Raw genomic sequence first — 19269 nt, 5'->3', positions numbered from 1 at the left:
ATGAATTATTTTGACATCATAATTATTATTTTAGTATTTTTCTTTATTATCGGTTCAGCATTAGGCATTACTTTAATCTTATATATTTACTATCGTTCATCATCAGGAATAATAATTTTTAAAGTAGATAAAATTAATAATAGAGTTTTAAGAATAACAAATAGCTATTCTTTTGTTTCAACAATATTTGATAGTAAAAAAAGTAATTTTAAAGAGTTTAATTATTTAAGTTTAAATGATTTTTTAGAATATTTTGATGAAAAGAGTATTGAGAAATTTAATCGAGTTTTCGAAACTTTTATCCCTGAAAATAATTTTGAAACCATTGAAGTCAATATTAATAAAAAATATCACAAAAATTTTACCTTAGTTGAAAAATTTATTCTATTAATTGATAAAACAATCACAAATATGCGCTCATTTAAAGTGGTAATTTCACAAAATTCTACAAGAGATTACATTTGCTCATTAAAATGGGCAAAATCATCAAAAAAACCAAAAAATTTTAAATCAATAAACTTTGCTAGGGAGGAGAATTTTAAACTAGAATCGCAAAATAATTTAGTTATCGGAATGCTTTTAAAACCAGAATTTTATTTTAAAGAAATAACAGAAATAGATATATATGAAATATTCTTATTATTTAATTTAAATTATAAAAAAACATATTATTTTAACGATGAAGGAATGATTTATTTTATTATTAAAAATCCTTGAAAATCGAAATTAAATGAGGTAAACGCCATCGTAAAGAAAGTGGTTAAAAATAGATTTTTAAATAAATTATTTAACATTGCAACCTGCTTTACTTATTATGAAATAAAAACTAATAATGATTTAAATAGAATCAAGAACATTTTAAAATATTCTTTATATCATATTTATAATAAACCAAATGAAATTGATGAATATATTAATCTAAATGAAACAATTTTTAAAAATGAATACTTTTTAGAATTTAATCATAATTTAAACAAGTATCATGTTATTAATAATTCATCTGATGGTGAATTTGATATTAAAAAGTCAATGATAGTTAAGTATAAAACCCAGGAAAAAGGAAACTTATTTTTATTAGAATGTGATTTGAAAAAAGGAGTACTTTCTGATTCATGAGCTAGTTTTTTTAAGAAAATCCCTTATTTAGAATACAAATATCAAACTATTTGATATAACTACATTTCTGAAATTCAACACGAAAATTCTTTGAATTCTATGGTAAAAATTTCTCAAGAAGTGTTTTTAGATCCACATTTTACCCCTTTAACCAATAAGCCAATATGTCTTGTTTATGCTGAGAATAATTCTTTTTTAACTGAAGAGCTTAGGGAAAAAATAATGCATAATTCTGAAAATAATGTTTATACAGCCTTATATATCCAAGACATAGACCGTACATTAATTAATATTATTAATACAGTTGATAAATTAAGAGTTCTAATAATTGGGCAAAAAATTTCGCAACGTTTAAATGATTGAACCGTTTTTTATGAATGCTTCAATATTATTAAATTGTTAAAATCAAAAAGAATTAGAGTAGTTTTTGAAAATCCGCTTAATAATCTTGATGATTTAATTGTTGAAAAACTTAATTTAAATTATGCTTTTTATTCATTGGAAAAAGAACAAAAAAATATCCCGTAATTGTTTGCATAAATTATGCAAACTTTTTTATTTAGGTAATATTTTAACTAGGTTTTTAATTAATTTTAGTAGCAAAATTTTTAAATATTATAAAATTAATTTATGAGAGAAATTATTTATTTGCATACAAATACAGAATATTCATTTTTACATTCTACAATACGTTTGGATAGATTGTTTAAATTAGTAAAAGAAAGAAATATTAAGTATCTAACATTAACTGATTTTGAAAATTTCCATGCATTACAATTTTTTTGAAAATTTCAACAGGAATATGATTTTAAATTAATATTAGGTGTGGAATTTAAGTTAAAAGAAGATTTTAATGTTATTATTTTAGCTAAAAATGATATCGGTTTTTTATTTATCAAAAAATTAGTATTTGCTAAATCTAATAATCAAGAAATTTCTTATTATGATTTAGACAGTCAAGATATTTATGTGATAGATCATTTTGAAAAAGGTGCAAAAGCTAATGATGTAGTATTAGATACTTATCATAAAAATTTTTATTTAAATGCAAAAACAACCCAGGAAATTCAAACAGTTTATGCACCAACTAAACGAATTTTAGAGTATGAAGAAAATGAATTACTACCTTTATTAGCAAGTATTTCAAATAATAATTCTGAAACAAATACATTTTATTCTGAATATTTTTTAGAAGGTGAGTTTGATGACGTTGATGAAAATGTTTATCAAAACATTTTAAATATTGTCTCAAACATTCAAATTTCTAAACCAAATAGCGATATAAAGCTTCCTGCATATAATGAACATTCAATTGAGACATTTCAGAAATTAATTACTGGTCCTAGATATCAAAATTTAATTAAACATTATAACAAGGATTTAGTTAATGAGCGGATAAAAAAAGAATATAAGGTTATAACAAAATTAAATTTTGTTGATTATTTTTTAATAATCCAGGATGTAATTAATTTTGCTCATAAAAAAGGTATTTTAATCGGACCTGGTCGTGGTTCTGCTGCTGGATCATTAATTTCATATTTATTAAATATTACATCAATTAATCCATTAGAGTTTGACCTCTTATTTGAAAGATTTTTAAATGAAGATCGTAATGGATTGCCTGATATTGATATCGATATTCAGGATAACCGTCGTGATGAAATATTTGAATATTTAGTTGAAAAATATGGATATGAGAATGTTGGTTTAATTTCGACTTTCCAAACTCTTGGAGCAAAAAATTCAATCAGAGATGTAGGGAGATATTTAAATATTCCAAAAACTGAGATCGATAACATTTCAAGTAGCATTTCATTAAAAGATGCTAATCTTATTTCGGCTTATAGAACAAATAAAAAATATAATCTATATGCAAATAAGTATCCACAATTACATGAATTAGCTTCAAAAATCGAAGGCTTACCAAGACAGATTGGAATTCATGCTGCTGGTTTTGTAATAGCAAAGGATCCTTTAATTGAAATAGTTCCATCTCAAAAAAGTTCATTTAATATTCAACAGGTGCAAATGACTATGAATAATCTTGAAGAATATGGCTTAATTAAAATAGATTTTTTAGCTTTAAAAAACTTAACTTTTATAAGTGAAATAGAAAAACTAGTACCTAGCATTCAATTATTCGATAATATTGTTAATGATTCTATATCATTATTTAATGATAAAAAATCATTCGATATTTTAAATTCATTATATACTGATGGAATTTTTCAGCTCGAATCACCTGGGATGAGAAATGCGATAAAGCAAGTTGGAATTAGCTCATTCGATGACATTTATGCTATTATTTCATTATTTAGACCCGGTCCTAGTATGTATATTCCAATTTATGCAAAATGTAAAAAGAATGATTTATTTATTGAAAAAGTTCATCCTAAATACGATAATATTGTAAAAAATACATATGGAATTATTGTTTATCAAGAACAAATTATGCAAATTGTTCAAGATGTAGCTGGAATGCCGTTTTCTAAGGCAGATTTATTTAGAAGAGCAATTTCTAAAAAAGATGATACTAAGCTTCAAATGTACAAAGCTGAATTTTTTCAAGGCGGGCTTAAGAACGGATTGATACTTGAGGACTTGCAAAAAATATATTCAAACATTGAAAAATTTGCTTCATATGGTTTTAATAAATCTCATGCTGTTGCTTATGCATTAATTAGTTATAAATTGGCATATTATAAAGCTAGATTTCCGATGTATTTTTATAAGGTATTATTATCAAATTCTTCAGCTGATCAACAAAATATTAAGTTATATTGTGAAGAAGCTAGTTTAGTTGGAATTAATGTTAAAATTCCGAATATTAACATTTCATCTCAAAATGCCGAAATATTTTTTGATGAAATTTATTTACCATTTAATTTAATTAAAGGTATTGGACAAGCTGTGGTTGAGAAAATATTAAATGAACGTAATCGAGCTGGACCATTTAATAATTTTGTTGCAACATGATTAAGATTAAGAATTGCAGGAATAGGTGAATCAACTATTGAAACATTAATTAAAGCTGGGACATTTAGTGATTTTGCTAATCAAAAAACATTGCTAAGCTCAATTGATATATGTTTAGATTATTATGAACTTTTTAAAATAAAATCTAAAAAAACTGAAAATTTATTTGCACTTCTTGATGATTTTATTATTAAAAATAATTTAGATGAGCTTAAATTAATTGCTAAAGAACAAGATAACGCAACGCTCGATCAATATGAAATTGATTTTTTAGGTACTAGATATACAAACGAAAATTGAACTAATCAATCATTAGAGCTACAAAATGATGCAATATTAAATCTCGCTAATTTATCAAATAATTATGAATGATTAAAAGTTAGTCTTTTAGAAGTAAAAAAAGGCACTAAATTTAATCATCATACCATTTTAAAACTTAAAGATGATTCAAAAGTAGTCGTTGCTTCGAGTTGAAGTTTTTCTGTTGAAAAGCTTTTATTAAATCAAAGTTCACGAGATATTATGGTATATATAATGAGAAAAGATCATAAATATTACAATGTAAAAGACTTTAAGGAGTTATTAGATGAGTAAAATTAAAACACTAGTAATTGATGGGAACTATATGTTGTTTCAATCATTTTATGCAACTTATAAAGGAGATATTAATGCAATTTTAAGAACTACAAATGGGATTCCAACTAATGCAATATCAGTATTTTTATCTCAACTTATTAAGCTTTTGAAATTCGTTAGACCCACTCATTTATTAATAGCTTTCGATTTCGGAACTAAGACAAAAAGACATCAAATATTTCCTGAATATAAGTTAGGCAGAGTTAAAGCGCCACAAGAAGTTTTTCAACAAATGGATTTAATTAAACAATTATTAAGTAAATTAAATATTCAAATCTTTCAGCAAGAAGGCGATGAAGCTGATGATATTATTGGAACTTATTGTGATAAGCTGCCAGGTAAGAAATTTATTTTCTCTTCAGATCGAGATTTATTACAGTTAGTGAATAAAGATACAAATTACATAATCAAAAAAGCGAGTGATATTTCATTAATCACTAATGATAATTTTTATAACATATTTCAAATTTATCCAAACCAAATTACTAGTTTTAAAGGATTAAAAGGTGATTCAAGTGATAATTTACCAGGAGTAAAAGGTATTGGCGAAAAAACTGCAATAAAATTACTAAATGATTATCTAAATTTTGAAAATATTTATCAAAATTTAGATAATCAAACCTTAGATGTTTCAAATTCAATTATTAAAAAACTGCAAGATGGAAAACGCTTAGGATATTTATCATATGAATTATCTAAAATCAATTTAGATGTATTGAATTTACCAACTGATGAAAAGATTTATAAAATAAATTTAGATTATGAGAGCGCAAAGGAAATGATTCATTATCTAGAACTCAGAACCTTCGAGATAGAATTATTAAAATATATTAAAAATGATAGCGATAGTAGGTAAAATTGCTTCTGGTAAAACTAGAATATTAAATTATTTAAAAAGAAAAGGCCATAAAGTTTTGGATGTTGATAGGTTTATTGTTAAATTATATAAATCAAAGCAATTTGCCTTATTAGTTTCGAAAACGATTAATCCAAAATTAGTTGTTAATCAAAAAGTGGACAAAAGTAGAATAAAAATTGAACTAACTAGTCAAAGCAAAATTTGAAAAATTTTTGAAAATTTGGTTCATAATGTAATTTTTCATCATTTGGAGACTCATTATTATCATTTTGTTGAAATTCCGATTTTGTTCAAAATGCCCTTGCGCGTAGGCAAATTGTTTAACGAAATTTGATATTTGAAAATTGACGAAAATACTAGAAGAAATTATTTAAAATTGAAGAAAATTGATCCTGTGATTTTGCCTATATTAGAGAATGAAAACAACTGTGATTGAGAGCGATTTGGTGATTTTTTTAATGGGATTAAACTTGTTAATATCTCTATGAAAAAGTATGTCAAAATTCAAAAAAAATTACTTTATGATTGTAAATGTCAAATAAATAAATAAAATATTTATGCTAGAGAAAAAGGAGACATATGCCTAAAAAACTAACCTTAGATTTTGATTATTTTGCAATTAGAAGAGCAAGTACAATTTCAAGCGCTGACTTAATTAATTTAAGACAATTATATGGACCAATAATTGGTGGTCTTGGCGTTTTATTGTATGAATATCTAATGGATTTATCAAGAAATTCTGATTTTGCTAATATCCCATTTAATTTTTCTTCTTTAAACTTATTTTTAAATTCACATGAAGATGATTTAAATAAAAGCAGAAAAGAACTTGAAGCTCTTGGTTTAATTAATACATTTAAAGATAATAAAAAAGCCATCACTGTTTTTGTTTTACAAAGACCGTTAACAGCAAATGAAATAATTAAAAATCCATTTATTACAAAGCTATTAGTAAAACATATTGGTCAAGGCAATTTTGAGAAATTAACTCGTAGAACCAAAGTGGAAATTAAACCTATTTTTGGTTCAGAACTAGAAGATGTCTCTTCTGACTTTTTTACAATTTATGATGAAACTCTAAAAGATTCAAGTAATATTCTTAAAAGCTTTTTTATTGCACAAGGTAATAGAAAACTTTTAGATGCTGAATTAAAAGTTATTGGTAAGAAGAATGATATTTACACTCCATTACCAGTTGGAAATATAAAATATTCAAATGATTATCAAGCTTTAATTTATTTAGATTCAAGTTCTTTTATTAGACAAATGTTGCAACGTAATGAGAATGAAATAGAATTATTACAACTTAAAAAGTGATTAGATATTAATTTTGAATCTAAAACTTTAAATATGATTATTTTTTATGCTATAAAAAGAAGAGGAGATAGTTGATATAAATATGTTAATAGTTTAATTTCTGAATTAAATGCAAATAACATTACAAATTTTGATGATGTTGAAAAATATCTTGATGGAAAATTTAAAAGTAATGTTAAAACTAAGCCTATTTATGATGAAAAAACTATTTTAAAATCGCAATTTCTATCACCATTAAAATATGATTAAATCTGATGAATTAAATGAAAATTTATTAAATAAAAACCCTAAACTAAATTTCGTGATTAATGTTAAATTTGATCAACAAAAAATTTTGCAAAAATTAAAATCTAATACATTAATTTTTGCAAAAATTCAAGAGTTATCTATTACAGATTCAGAATTATTAAAATATATGCCTCAAATTTTAAATTGAGAAAAAGAACAAAGAAGTGCTATTGACGCAATTTATGAAACAATTATTTTAAGAGAACAAAACAAAATAAAATTCTATAAAAAGATGCGCAATAATCATCAAACAAATGAATTTAAAATTGAAAATAATATTCTTTTTAAGAATATTTCTAGTCCAATTCATAAGGAATTATTAGGGGATTCTAAATTAAATCTCTCTAATGAAACTAGTGATATTATGGAATATTTAAATGAATTTAAAAATGATCCCTTTAAAGTTAATTCATTATTTTTAAGTGGAAATATTTATTCAAAAAGAAGTTATATTTTAAGCATAATTGCAAATGAATATGCTATTTTAAATAAAAAAGTTGCATATTTAGACATTAATTTATTAGAAGATAAAATATATCGAAACATTAATAAAAAAGAAATTGATTTAGATGATCTTATTGAAGAATTATCGAGCATAGATATTTTAATTTTCGATGAGATTGGGGTTAAATCTTTATCAAATTGATTTATTGAATCTATTTTTGTTCCGATTTTATCTAATCGTTACAAAAATGTTAAATTAAAAACATTTTTTGGATCATATTATATTTTTAATGCTTTACAAAAACAACTATTTAAAAATAATTATAATGATAAAAACAAAACCAATTATTTATATCCAATTTCTGAGAAAATGATATATTTAATTGATAAAATTTCTAAAGAAAAGGTGTGAATTAATGATGATGAAAAATAAACCAAAAATAATATTAGCCGGAACTCCTGAATTTGCTGTTGAGACATTTGAAAAAATTATTCAAAATTTTAATGTCTTAGCAATTATTTCTCAACCTGATAAACCTGCTAATCGTGGTTACAAACTCCAATATACACCAACGAAGATATTAGCTGAAAAATATCAAATTAAGGTTTATCAACCTGAAAAAATTATAGATATTTATGAGGAACTAAAGTCTTATGATTATGATATTTTATTAAGTTGTGCATTTGGGCAATTTATACCAACAAAGGTTTTAGAATTAGCTAAAAAAGGTTCTTTAAACATTCATGGTTCACTATTACCAAAATATCGCGGAGCAGCACCGATTCAACATAGTTTATTAAATGGTGATGATGTTACTGGGATTTGCTTAATATATATGGTAAATAAAATGGATGCTGGTGATATTATTTTTGAAAAGAGCATTAATATTGATCTAAAAGATACCTCTGAAACTCTATTTAAGAAACTATCTTCTTTAAGCGCAGAAAATATTGTTAAATGGCTAGAAGATTTTTATAATGGTAATTTTAAAATTAAAAAGCAAAATGAAGATTTAGTAACTTTGGCCCCAAAGTTAGAAAAGCAAAGTGCATTAATTGAGCAAGATTTAACAGTTAATGATGCATTTAATAAAATTAGAGCTTTTTCTTCGAATCCAGGAGCATATTTATTTTTCCAAAACAAAAGACTTAAAGTTTATTATGCTAGCAAGGATTTTGTAAAAAATGCCCCAGAAATAAATTTATCAGATGGAAAACTTTACGCTGTTGATTATCAATTCGAATCAAAAAAGAGAGTGAAATTGCAAAAATAACATTTCGCGAAAAATTTTTGTTGAAATTTATGTGTAAATGTTTCCATACTTTTTTTGTAATTTAATTTAATTAAGTTTATTGTGTAATAAAAAATTTATTATAATTACATTCGTAAATTGATATTACAAATTATGTAAATAAAAATCAAAATATAACTTATCATTTTTAGTTAAATTTGAAAGGAAATTATGAAAAAAGTAGCAATTAACGGATTCGGAAGAATTGGTAGATTATTCTTACGTAAAATGTTAGAATTAGGAACAGAATTAGAAGTTGTTGCAGTAAACGACTTAACAGATGCTAAAACATTAGCACATTTATTAAAATATGACACAGCATTTGGTGAATTAAATGCTTCAATCGAAGTGAAAGATAATGCTTTTATTGTTAATGGAAAAGAAATTAAAGTATTCGCTGAAAAGGATCCTGAAAACCTTCCATGAGGTGAATTAGGAATTGATATCGTTGTTGAATCAACAGGTTTCTTCACAAAACGTGAAGGTGCTGAAAAACATATTAAAGCAGGTGCTAAAAAAGTTGTTATTTCAGCGCCATCTGATAAAGATGTTAAAACAATAGTTTACAATGTAAATCATAAAATTTTATCAGCTGATGACACAGTTATTTCAGGTGCTTCATGTACTACAAACTCACTTGCGCCAGTAGTTAAAGCTTTAGTAGATAATTTTGGATTAAAATCAGGATTTATGACAACAGTTCATGCTTATACAGGTGATCAAAGATTACAAGATGCGCCACATAGAGATTTACGTAGAGCTCGTGCTGCTGCGCAAAATATGGTGCCTACATCAACAGGAGCTGCAAAGGCTATTGGTTTAGTTGTTCCAGAGGCATCTGGAAAATTAGATGGTATTGCTGTACGTGTTCCATTAATCACAGGATCATTAGTAGATTTAACAGTATTTTTAGAAAAACAACCAACAGTTGAAGAAGTTAATGCAGCAATGAAAAAAGCCGCTACTGAATCATTTAAATATTTAACTGATCCAATCGTATCATCAGATATTATTAATTCATCATACGGATCATTATTTGATTCATTATTAACAACTGTTAAACAAACACCAGAAGGAAACTTATACAAATTATTCTCATGATATGATAATGAAATGTCATATGTTTCACAATTAATTAGAACAACAGTTTATTTTGCAAACTTAAAAAAATAAGATAAAAAGTTTTTACTAAGAGCTGGTTTAACAGCTCTTGTTTTTTATGCTTTTTTATTGCATAATTATGTTATTTTAAAAAAAGTGTATTTTGGTATTGAATAGTTCTAAAAATTAGTTTTTTAATATTTTAGGTTATAATTAATTAATAGTATAAAGATGTATGATATTCTTTTATAAAAGGAGTGTGATGATGAAAAAATTAAACTCAATTTTATTTAGTGGAGTAACTTCAATTACTTCATTACCACTAATTTTTGTTGCTTCATGTACTCAGAATGACAGTGACACTAATAATTCAAACAATAATGATGGTTCAATTCAACAACCTAATGGTATTGGGAAAAAGATATTAAAGACTAAAGAGGAAATTACTAATTATTTAAAAAATAAAACTCAGGAAGAATTGTTTAATTTTAATTATTTATACGGAAGAAATAATGTTAACCTTTCTGATTTTTCAGTAACAGATTTTTTAAATAAAAAGAAATCTGGTGAAATTTCGTTGACTTTGAAAGATCAAAATATAGATGTTGAAATAGTAAATTTAAAAGCGAATAATGATAATGATACCATTGATGTTTTTTTAGATTTTAATAATAATCTTGAATCATTTACTTTAAAAGGATTTAAAAAAGGTAATCCATTTGAACAAATTAATCAAAGAGTGCAACCTAGTAAGTCCGAAATTACAAAATATATAAATTCTTCTCAAAATGAAAGATATAATATTGATTTTAAAAAATATCTTGGTCCATTATCAAATAATGAAAAACCTAGAGACCTAGGTACAACAGCAAAACAAAAAGAAGAGTTTGATAAAAAAGCAAGAGAACTGCATTTACCTACTTATGATAATGCTAATCTTTTAGGATTTACTATACCAAAATATGACTCAAATAATAAAGTAATCGGCTTAGATCTTAAGACTATTGGCGAGACTGGTAAAGGTCCAGCTGATACAGATAGTTTTGGTATTTCAAAGGATGATGCAAATAAAAATATTGGATTAGCTAGAACGATTACTAACCCAACATATGCCAATATAGCAGCTCAAACATATCAATTTAACATTAGTAATTGAAAAGTTTCTTATGATGAAAATGAGAGAAATAAAACAAAAGATTTATTAAAAAATGATGAAAATATTTCATTATTAATTGAAAAAATAAAAGATAATGATAAGAAGGCAAATTTTCAAAAAAGATTTTTAACTGCAAAAGAACATAATAATAGAAATGCCTTAAAAGAACTAAAGTCAAGAATAATTGAAGAGTTAGAAAAGGAAAATGGGTTTACCAAGGCTAATGAAATAGTTAGTGAATATACCAAAAAACATATTGAAGAAATAAAAGAAAAGATTAAAAAATCTGATCTAAAAGAAGAAACTAAATCTAGACTTTATCCATATATTGATGAAGCATTTGATTTTTATCAATTAGAAATAATTTATAATCAGAAAATTGGTGGTGATGGAACTGCTTGAATTTTCGATTATGAAGAACCTGAAAAAGGACACTATCCAACTAAATTTTATTTTGCTACCAATTTACACGTTATAGATCAAATAGATAAAAATGAAAAATATTTTGATTCATTTGGTTTGACTAGAATAGATAAAGATAAACAATCATTATTTAATACTTTGAAGGTTAATAGTTTTGAAGTATTATCAGGTAGATTTAAAGCTTTTGGTTTCAATAAAGAAGCAATAACTAGAATCTTTGATGGAAGAGATTATTTAACAAAAGATCCAAAAGACTTTTTAGTTGATAAATCATTTGACAAAAAAGAATTTATCGATTTTGCTGTTTTTGAAGTAGACTTTTCTAAATCAAAAGACTATAACTCAGAAGAAAAAGCTAAATTGGTCACTAACGATTATGCTAATTGAAAAGAAGAAGAAAAAGCTTCTTTTGCTGACTTTGATTACTTAACAAATTATGAAAAAATAGATGTGCCTCTCAGTATTAAACCAGGCGAAAATGCTGATGAAGTATTGAATAAGTTTGATTCATTATATATATTAGGATATCCAAAATCTAAGTCTAATTCTTTTTTCGATTTCTTTTTATTGGAAAATGATGGACAATACAGAAATGAAGATCAAATTAAAGCTGCCGAATATACCTTTTCATTGTGAACTAACGCTTCATTTAATCTTTATGAAAAGAATATTCATCAGTTAGATGAAAAAACTCTTAAAAAAGCAAAACGCGGAAGTTATCTTTCTTATAATTTAGGATATCGTACTTTTACAGATAAACCTGGTATTTCAGATCAATTTTTGACTACGCCTATAATTGGTAAAAACTTTTATAGATCTTCAAAAGATGATAAAGAGTATGTTTCTATGAGTTTAGGATACATTCCAAAGCAATATGCACCTGGTGGAGGATCTTCTGGATCATCAGTTCGTAATCAAAACAATAAAGTAGTTGGTATAATTCATGCTGGTACCTTTACCGCAAGAGCAAGTGTAGCAGCTGCATTAAGATCAAACGGATTTAATTATCAAGGTTTATTTGGTGAATATAATCTTCCACAATATGATGTAATCTACGGAACCGGTAAAGATCAAAAAAACTCATATCGTGATGAAATGAAAAGAATGAATAAAAAACCAACACATTTATTTAAAAATGGTTTTGATAAAGAAAAAGTTCCTTCAAACTTCCAATTTAATAATTCAGCAACTAAAAATAACTAAAAACATATCTAAATTATCAATAAACAGAATAAAACAACAACCATTATACTTTTAACGATGGTTGTTGTTTTGCTTAAAAGTTTTGAGACTATAATTCATTTTTTATCATTAAAAAGCTTTTATATTTTTGATTTTAATTTTCAATAAAATTTTGATTTTATGAATATAAGCTAAACTGATGCAATCATTAAATTTTCTGATTAAAATAAGCAGATTTTAATATATAATTTTAAATACATTTAAAATAAAGGTATTACTAAAAAAGAGGTAAAAATGAAAAAAACAAAACTATTATTGTTTATAAGTATTGGAACAGTGACTTCGCTATTACCATTAATCATTGCTTCATGTAATAATAAAACTCAAGATGAAAAACATAAAAATGACTCTAATGTTTTAGGAAGTGATTTTTTAGAAAATGAAGAAACTGAAAAGTATTTAGAAAATAAAACAATACAAGATATTTTTACATTTAAGTCTACATTTAATTCTGATACACCCTTGAAATTTTCGAATTATACAGCTAATGAATTTGTTGAGAAATTAAATTTAAAAGAAATTTTATTAGAACCAAAAAACAATAAACTAAAATTTTTTGTTACAAATGTATTAAAAGAACCAGGAGATTCAGTTAGTATTTATATCAATTTTTCAGAAAGTATTCAAAAAAATTATATTATCACAGGATTTAAAAAGGGTAATATAATTGAGGATTTAAATATCACAAAAAAACTTAGTGATTCTGAATTCGCTAGCTATTTAAATCTTGATCAAGAAAGTAGATATAAAAAAGACTTTGAAAACTATTATCCACAATTAAAGTCTAATGAACAATTAAGATCAACACCAATAACTGAACAACAAAAGCAAGAATTTGATAAAAAAGCAAAAGAACTTCATTTACCTACTTATGATAATGCTAATCTTTTAGGGTTTACTATACCTAAGTATGATGATAAAGGGAATGTAATTGGTCTAGATTTAAAAGAAAAAGAAACTGGAAAAACATCTTCATTAATTGATAATTTTAATAAAGATCAATACAAAAACATTGGATTAGCTAGAACAATTACTAATTCAAAATATGCTAATATAGCTATGCAAACATATCAATTTAATATTACAAATTGAATTGTTTCATATGAAGAAAGTGAAAGAAAGAAAGCTCACGAATTATTAAAAAATGATGAAGATTTATCATTATTGATTAATAATGTTAAAAATCAAGAGAAAAAGACTGAATTTTTAGATAGATTTACTAAAAATAAAAATAATGCCCCTGCATTAAAATTATTATTAGATGGTGTTTATGAGCAATTAAAAGAAGATTATGGTTCTGATATTGAAGCTTCTAAGGTTTTTACTATATATGTGAAAAATCAAAGAGCAAAAATTAAAAAAAGAATTGAAGATTCTGATTTAAAACCAGAAACAAAAAAGAGAATTTATCCATATATTAATGAAGCTGTTGATTTTTACAAGTTAGAATTACTCTCTGACCAGAAAAATAGCTCTGATGGAACTGCTTGAATTTTTGATTATGAATTACCTGAAAATGGGAAATATCCAACTAAATTCTATTTTGCTACCAACTTGCACGTTTTAGATCAAATAGATAAAGACAATAATTATTTCGATTCAATTGGTCTATCTACATTATCAAGTAAAAGCCCAGCTCTATATAATACATTAAAAATAAATAGTCAAGAAGAAAGAATAAAACATTTTGGAATTAATAAAGAAGCTGTTACCAGAATTTTTGATGGTAGAGATTATTTAAAAAAGGATCCAAAAGACTTTATCAAAGATGACAAATTTGATAAAAAAGAATTTATTGATTTTGCTGTTTTTGAAGTAGATTTTTCAAAATGGAACGATTTAAAAGATAAAAATGGATCCACTTTAAGTGAAGAATTAAAAGAAGAGAAAATTAAAGAAGCAACTAACGATTATGCTAATTTATCAGATGATAAAAAAGTGAAATTTGCTAATTTTGATTATTTAACTAATTATTCTAAAATTAATGCTCCACTAGCTTTTGATAGAAAATTGGGTAAAAGTTATAAAGAAATTTTTGAACAATTTGATTCATTATATATTTTAGGATTTCCAAAATCTAAATCAAAAGACTTTTTTGATTTTTACCTATATGAAGGAGATGGAAAATATAGAAACAAACCTCAAATAGATGCTGCTGATTCTTCATTTTCATTATGAACAAATGCTTCATATAAACTTTATGAAAAAAATACTTCAAATATAACTGAGAGAGAAAAAGAAAGAAATGATTTTGGTAGTTATCTTTCATATAATTTAGGATATCGTACTTTTACAGATAAACCTGGTATAATAGATCAATTTATAAGTGCTCCAGCGATTGGTAAAGGTTTTTATAGATCAAAAAATGATGATAAAGAATATGTTTCAATGAATCTAGGATACATTCCAAAGCAATATGCTCCAGGCGGTGGTGCTTCTGGATCATCAGTTAGAAACCAAGATAATAAGGTTGTAGGTATAATTCATGCATCTAATTTTAGAATAAATGCTAGTGTGGCAGCTGCACTAAGATCAAATGGCATGAATTATAATGGTTTATTTGGTGAATATAATCTTCCACAATATGATGTAATCTACGGAACCGGTAAAGATCAACAAAATTCATATCGTGATGAGATGAAAAAGAAATCTAAGAAAAAAACCTGATTATTTAAAAACGGATTTGAACTTGAAAATGTACCAGAAGAATATAAATTTAAAAATTAAATTATTAAATATCTTTAAAATTTCACAACACATAGTTGTGTTTTTGGATTAAAAATATAGTTTATAATTTATTAATATAAATTGATAAAGAAGGAATAAATGATGAAAAAAATATTATTTTTAGATGGTTCATTAAATAGCACTGATCAATCATATTCAACTACAACAATGAATTATGTATGTCAACTATTTGATCCAAAAGAATTTCAAGTTAAAAGAGTTAATTTAAATGATTCGAAGTTTGCTTCTAATAGTTTAAATTCTCATACTTTTAGTACTTTTTGAAAAGATGTTGAAAGTGATATGTGAATTGATGAATTAAAAAGCACTGACCTACTAGTTATTTCGCTATCGATGACCAATTTTGGTCCAACTTCTGTTGTTAAGAACTTTATTGATGGTATAGCGGTTGCTAATAAAACATTTTCATATAAGTACTCAAATACACAAGATGCAATTGGGTATTTAACAAATTTGAATGTTTTAGTAATCGGTTCTCAAGGTGCTGATTTTGGTAAATATTCATGGGGCGATCATATCAAATGATTAAAAGAAACATTTAGATTTTTAGGTGCTAAATTAATAGAAAGTTTTGATATATATGGAACTAAAGTTTCAGAAGTTTCAAAAATGAGTCCAAGTGAATTTGTAAATAGTAAAAAAATAGAAATAGATTCGTTAATAAGTAAAATTAAAAAAGATTTATAATTCGATTACACCACTTAAATAAAACAAAAAATGTGGTAAAATATCACTTATGAAACAAACAAATAAAGTTGCTTTGTCTTGTGAAAATTGCCGTAGAAAAAATTATTATACAAACAAAAGTTTAGGTATTGAAAAAAGACTTATTGTCAAAAAGTTCTGTGTACATTGCGGTCAACATACTACACATAAAGAAGAGGTTTAAATGCAAGAAAATAATTTATTAAATAACTCAATTCATGGTCTTTCAAAAATTAAAAAACCTAAAAAATATTGAATTAGAAAAGTTATTAAAGAAATTAAAAGGGTTCGTTGACCAGATTTTCGAACCAATAAAAATAACTTTCTTTTAACTATTGTTTGTGCAATTATTTTTACCGCCTTTGTATCATTGGTTACATATGGATTCACACAATTATGGGGCGTTTTAGATCTAAAATAAAATTGGAGTTAAACTATGGAACAAATTAAATGATATATGATTTCAACAATTAGAGGTAAGGAAGACCAAGTTTTAGAGTCATTAAACAACCGGATTCAAGCAGAAAATCTTTTATCCGATTTTGATTTAGATGCCAACAACGGATCTGCTTTTAAAATTTTTAAAAAACCTACATTATCTCAAAAAGAATTCCAAAAAAAGAATGAAGGACTAGAATATAAAGTAAAATACGTTAATCTATATCCTGGTTATATATTTGCTAAAATGCATATGTCAGATAAAGCTTGATTTTTAATTCGTAATACCCAATATGTAACTGGATTAATTGGATCATCAGGTAAAGGTGCTAAACCTACTCCGTTAAGTAATTTAGAGATTAAAAAAATGTTTCGTCAAGAACAAGAATTTCAAAGGGCTTTTGATGCTGGTGAAAATGTTTTTGGATATTGCGTTGGTGATGTTGTTGAAATCATAAACGGAATTTATAGTGGTAAAGATGGTGAAATATTATCAATTAATAGTAAAGAAAATACAGTCACATTAAAAAGTGAGGGATATGGAAAATTAATTGAAATCATTGTTGAAATGGAAAATATTCGTAAAATTGATTAATTTTAAAAGCACAAATTTTTTAAAAAATTTGTGCTTTTAAAAAAAGAAGGTAATTATGTTAAGAATAATTAGTGGAAAATATCGCAATCGCAAAATTCAAGAACCAGATTTAAAAATTACACGTCCAACCACTGATAAAGTTCGTGAAGCTATTTTTTCATCATTACAATTTAAAATAATTGGCAAAAAATGTTTGGACTTATTTGCTGGTTCAGGAGCTTTATCAATTGAAGCGATTTCAAGAGGGGCAAAAGCAACGACTGCGATTGAAAAAAATAAAGAAGTATATAAAATAATGTTTAATAATATTAATTCAATAAAGATTGAAGAAATTAATACATTAAATACTGATGCTTTAAACTTTTTGAAACTAAATTCAAAAGTGTTTGATTTTATATTTATAGATGCTCCTTATCATGAGTATAGCCTAGTTAATGAATGTTTAAGTTTAATTAATGTAAATGACACCTTACATTCAGAAGGAGAAATAATTTTAGAAACAAATTCAATAAAGGAAATTGTAATTCCAAGTGGTTTAAAAGTTTATAAATCAAAAAGGTATGGAAGGATTGATGTTTTATACATTATAAAAGATGAATAAAATTTATGAAGGTCTTATCATTGAAGCAAGATGCATTGAACTTAGTTATGATGGTTTAGGTGTTTTTCGAATAGATAATTATCCTATTTTGATAAAAGACTTTTTTCCTGGTGAAGTCGCAACTATAAAAATATTAAGTGTCTATGCAAAATATGCATTAGGTACAATTATAAAATTTTTAAACATTTCGAAAGAACGAAATAATTTGCTAATTAAAAATACGGATGCAATTCCGGTTATTAATCTAAATTATAAATCCCAGTTATATTATAAAAACAAATATCTTAGTGAATTACTGAAACGAAATTTAGCTGAAAATTCATATACTTATCGAAATATTATTCCAAGTGATCTAATTTTAAATTATCGGAATAAAGCTAAATATGTCTTAAAGACGTTAAATAATCGATTAATAAAGACTTCATTTATAAAAGATTCAACCAATACTACAGAAGAGGTTTCGAATGACTTAATAAATGATAAAAGTCTTAATTATGGATTAGAACAAATTTTAACAACAATTAATAATTACTTTTATTCAATAGATAAGATAAAAAATCTTAATTTTTTTAAAGAAATAATATTAAGAATTAACAAAGAACAAAAAATGCAGGCATTGATTAAATTGCATAGTGATTTTGATTTACCTAGAAATTTAATAAATGAATTAAGAAAATTAGATTTTTTAATTGATCTAAGTGTTATAAAAAATAATAAAATAAAACAAGTTATATTAAAAAATGATTTTATAATGCAAATAAGTAATCAAGAATTTAAACTAAGTATTGATTCATTTTTTCAAGTTAATATAAATATTGCATCTAAAATTTTTGCAAAAATTAAAGAAATAAATATTAAAAATAATTATGATATTATTTTTGACCTATTTTGCGGAACTGGTGTTATTTCATCGTTAATTGCAAACAAAAATCAAATGATAATTGGTATAGATATAGTCAAAAATGCAATCGAAAATGCTAAAATAAATGCCAAGAATAATCATTTAAATAATTTTAAGTTTTATACTAATGATGTTTTTAAATCAAATGAAATATTATCTAAATATCAAAGTAATTCAGTTTTAAGTATTTTAGATCCACCTCGTAATGGACTTAGCGAAAAACTTATAAACTTTTTAAATGATTCAAAGATTGAAAATATTATTTACATTTCGTGTAATCCAAGAAGCTTAATAAGAGATTTGAAAATTTTTCAATCCTTAAATTACCAGGTTAAGTTTGTTCAAGGATTTGATATGTTCCCCAATACATTTCATATAGAAACACTTTGTTTACTAACTAAAATAAAAAAATAATTAAAATTTTATTATAA

General features: G+C 24.7%; 16 protein-coding genes. All 16 read left to right on the top strand.

Annotated elements, in window-relative coordinates:
* Nucleotides 1-1644, top strand: a complete 1644-nt coding sequence (locus tag EXC48_RS02640; RefSeq protein WP_129720659.1) for an MHO_4530 family protein — start codon at nucleotides 1-3, stop codon at nucleotides 1642-1644.
* Nucleotides 1645-1746: 102 nt separating this feature from the next.
* Nucleotides 1747-4686, top strand: a complete 2940-nt coding sequence (gene dnaE / locus EXC48_RS02635) for a DNA polymerase III subunit alpha (protein WP_129720658.1) — start codon at nucleotides 1747-1749, stop codon at nucleotides 4684-4686.
* A complete protein-coding gene (locus EXC48_RS02630; RefSeq protein WP_129720657.1) occupies nucleotides 4679-5584 on the top strand; it encodes a 5'-3' exonuclease in 906 nt (301 codons plus the stop codon). Before dnaE ends, EXC48_RS02630 begins: the two co-directional genes overlap by 8 nt.
* On the top strand, nucleotides 5565-6137 hold the full coding sequence (locus EXC48_RS02625) for a dephospho-CoA kinase (RefSeq protein WP_015287342.1): 573 nt from the start codon (nucleotides 5565-5567) through the stop codon (nucleotides 6135-6137). The genes EXC48_RS02630 and EXC48_RS02625 overlap by 20 nt, the downstream gene beginning before the upstream one ends.
* A gap of 29 nt (nucleotides 6138-6166) precedes the next feature.
* The gene (locus EXC48_RS02620) at nucleotides 6167-7153 is read left to right on the top strand and encodes a DnaD domain protein (protein ID WP_129720656.1); all 987 of its coding nucleotides are present in this window, start codon (nucleotides 6167-6169) and stop codon (nucleotides 7151-7153) included.
* A complete protein-coding gene (locus EXC48_RS02615) occupies nucleotides 7146-8069 on the top strand; it encodes a hypothetical protein (protein WP_129720655.1) in 924 nt (307 codons plus the stop codon). Before EXC48_RS02620 ends, EXC48_RS02615 begins: the two co-directional genes overlap by 8 nt.
* A complete protein-coding gene (gene fmt / locus EXC48_RS02610; RefSeq protein WP_129721066.1) occupies nucleotides 8056-8910 on the top strand; it encodes a methionyl-tRNA formyltransferase in 855 nt (284 codons plus the stop codon). Before EXC48_RS02615 ends, fmt begins: the two co-directional genes overlap by 14 nt.
* Nucleotides 8911-9099: 189 nt before the next feature.
* The gene (gap, locus tag EXC48_RS02605) at nucleotides 9100-10101 is read left to right on the top strand and encodes a type I glyceraldehyde-3-phosphate dehydrogenase (RefSeq protein ID WP_129720654.1); all 1002 of its coding nucleotides are present in this window, start codon (nucleotides 9100-9102) and stop codon (nucleotides 10099-10101) included.
* Between the two features lie 193 nt (nucleotides 10102-10294).
* Complete coding sequence (gene mip, locus EXC48_RS02600) at nucleotides 10295-12811, top strand: Ig-specific serine endopeptidase MIP (protein ID WP_416373325.1); 2517 nt, start codon at nucleotides 10295-10297, stop codon at nucleotides 12809-12811.
* A 273-nt stretch (nucleotides 12812-13084) separates the two neighbouring features.
* Nucleotides 13085-15577 carry an Ig-specific serine endopeptidase MIP gene (gene mip / locus EXC48_RS02595; protein ID WP_129720652.1) on the top strand — a complete coding sequence of 831 codons (2493 nt, stop codon included), beginning with the start codon at nucleotides 13085-13087 and terminating at the stop codon, nucleotides 15575-15577.
* A gap of 99 nt (nucleotides 15578-15676) precedes the next feature.
* The gene (locus tag EXC48_RS02590) at nucleotides 15677-16285 is read left to right on the top strand and encodes an FMN-dependent NADH-azoreductase (protein ID WP_223216311.1); all 609 of its coding nucleotides are present in this window, start codon (nucleotides 15677-15679) and stop codon (nucleotides 16283-16285) included.
* Between the two features lie 49 nt (nucleotides 16286-16334).
* A complete protein-coding gene (gene rpmG, locus EXC48_RS02585; protein WP_015287334.1) occupies nucleotides 16335-16487 on the top strand; it encodes a 50S ribosomal protein L33 in 153 nt (50 codons plus the stop codon).
* Nucleotides 16488-16724, top strand: a complete 237-nt coding sequence (gene secE, locus EXC48_RS02580; RefSeq protein ID WP_015287333.1) for a preprotein translocase subunit SecE — start codon at nucleotides 16488-16490, stop codon at nucleotides 16722-16724.
* 15 nt (nucleotides 16725-16739) lie between these two features.
* The gene (nusG, locus tag EXC48_RS02575) at nucleotides 16740-17336 is read left to right on the top strand and encodes a transcription termination/antitermination protein NusG (RefSeq protein WP_015287332.1); all 597 of its coding nucleotides are present in this window, start codon (nucleotides 16740-16742) and stop codon (nucleotides 17334-17336) included.
* Between the two features lie 55 nt (nucleotides 17337-17391).
* Nucleotides 17392-17937, top strand: coding sequence for a 16S rRNA (guanine(966)-N(2))-methyltransferase RsmD (gene rsmD, locus EXC48_RS02570; protein WP_129720651.1), 546 nt, complete (start codon nucleotides 17392-17394; stop codon nucleotides 17935-17937).
* Nucleotides 17930-19252 carry a 23S rRNA (uracil(1939)-C(5))-methyltransferase RlmD gene (gene rlmD / locus EXC48_RS02565; RefSeq protein WP_129720650.1) on the top strand — a complete coding sequence of 441 codons (1323 nt, stop codon included), beginning with the start codon at nucleotides 17930-17932 and terminating at the stop codon, nucleotides 19250-19252. Before rsmD ends, rlmD begins: the two co-directional genes overlap by 8 nt.
* Nucleotides 19253-19269 lie beyond the last annotated feature (17 nt).

The sequence above is a fragment of the Mycoplasmopsis cynos genome, from assembly GCF_900660545.1.
Lineage (GTDB): Bacteria > Bacillota_I > Bacilli_A > Mycoplasmatales > Metamycoplasmataceae > Mycoplasmopsis > Mycoplasmopsis cynos.
This window is presented reverse-complemented; position numbering and strand designations above follow the sequence as displayed.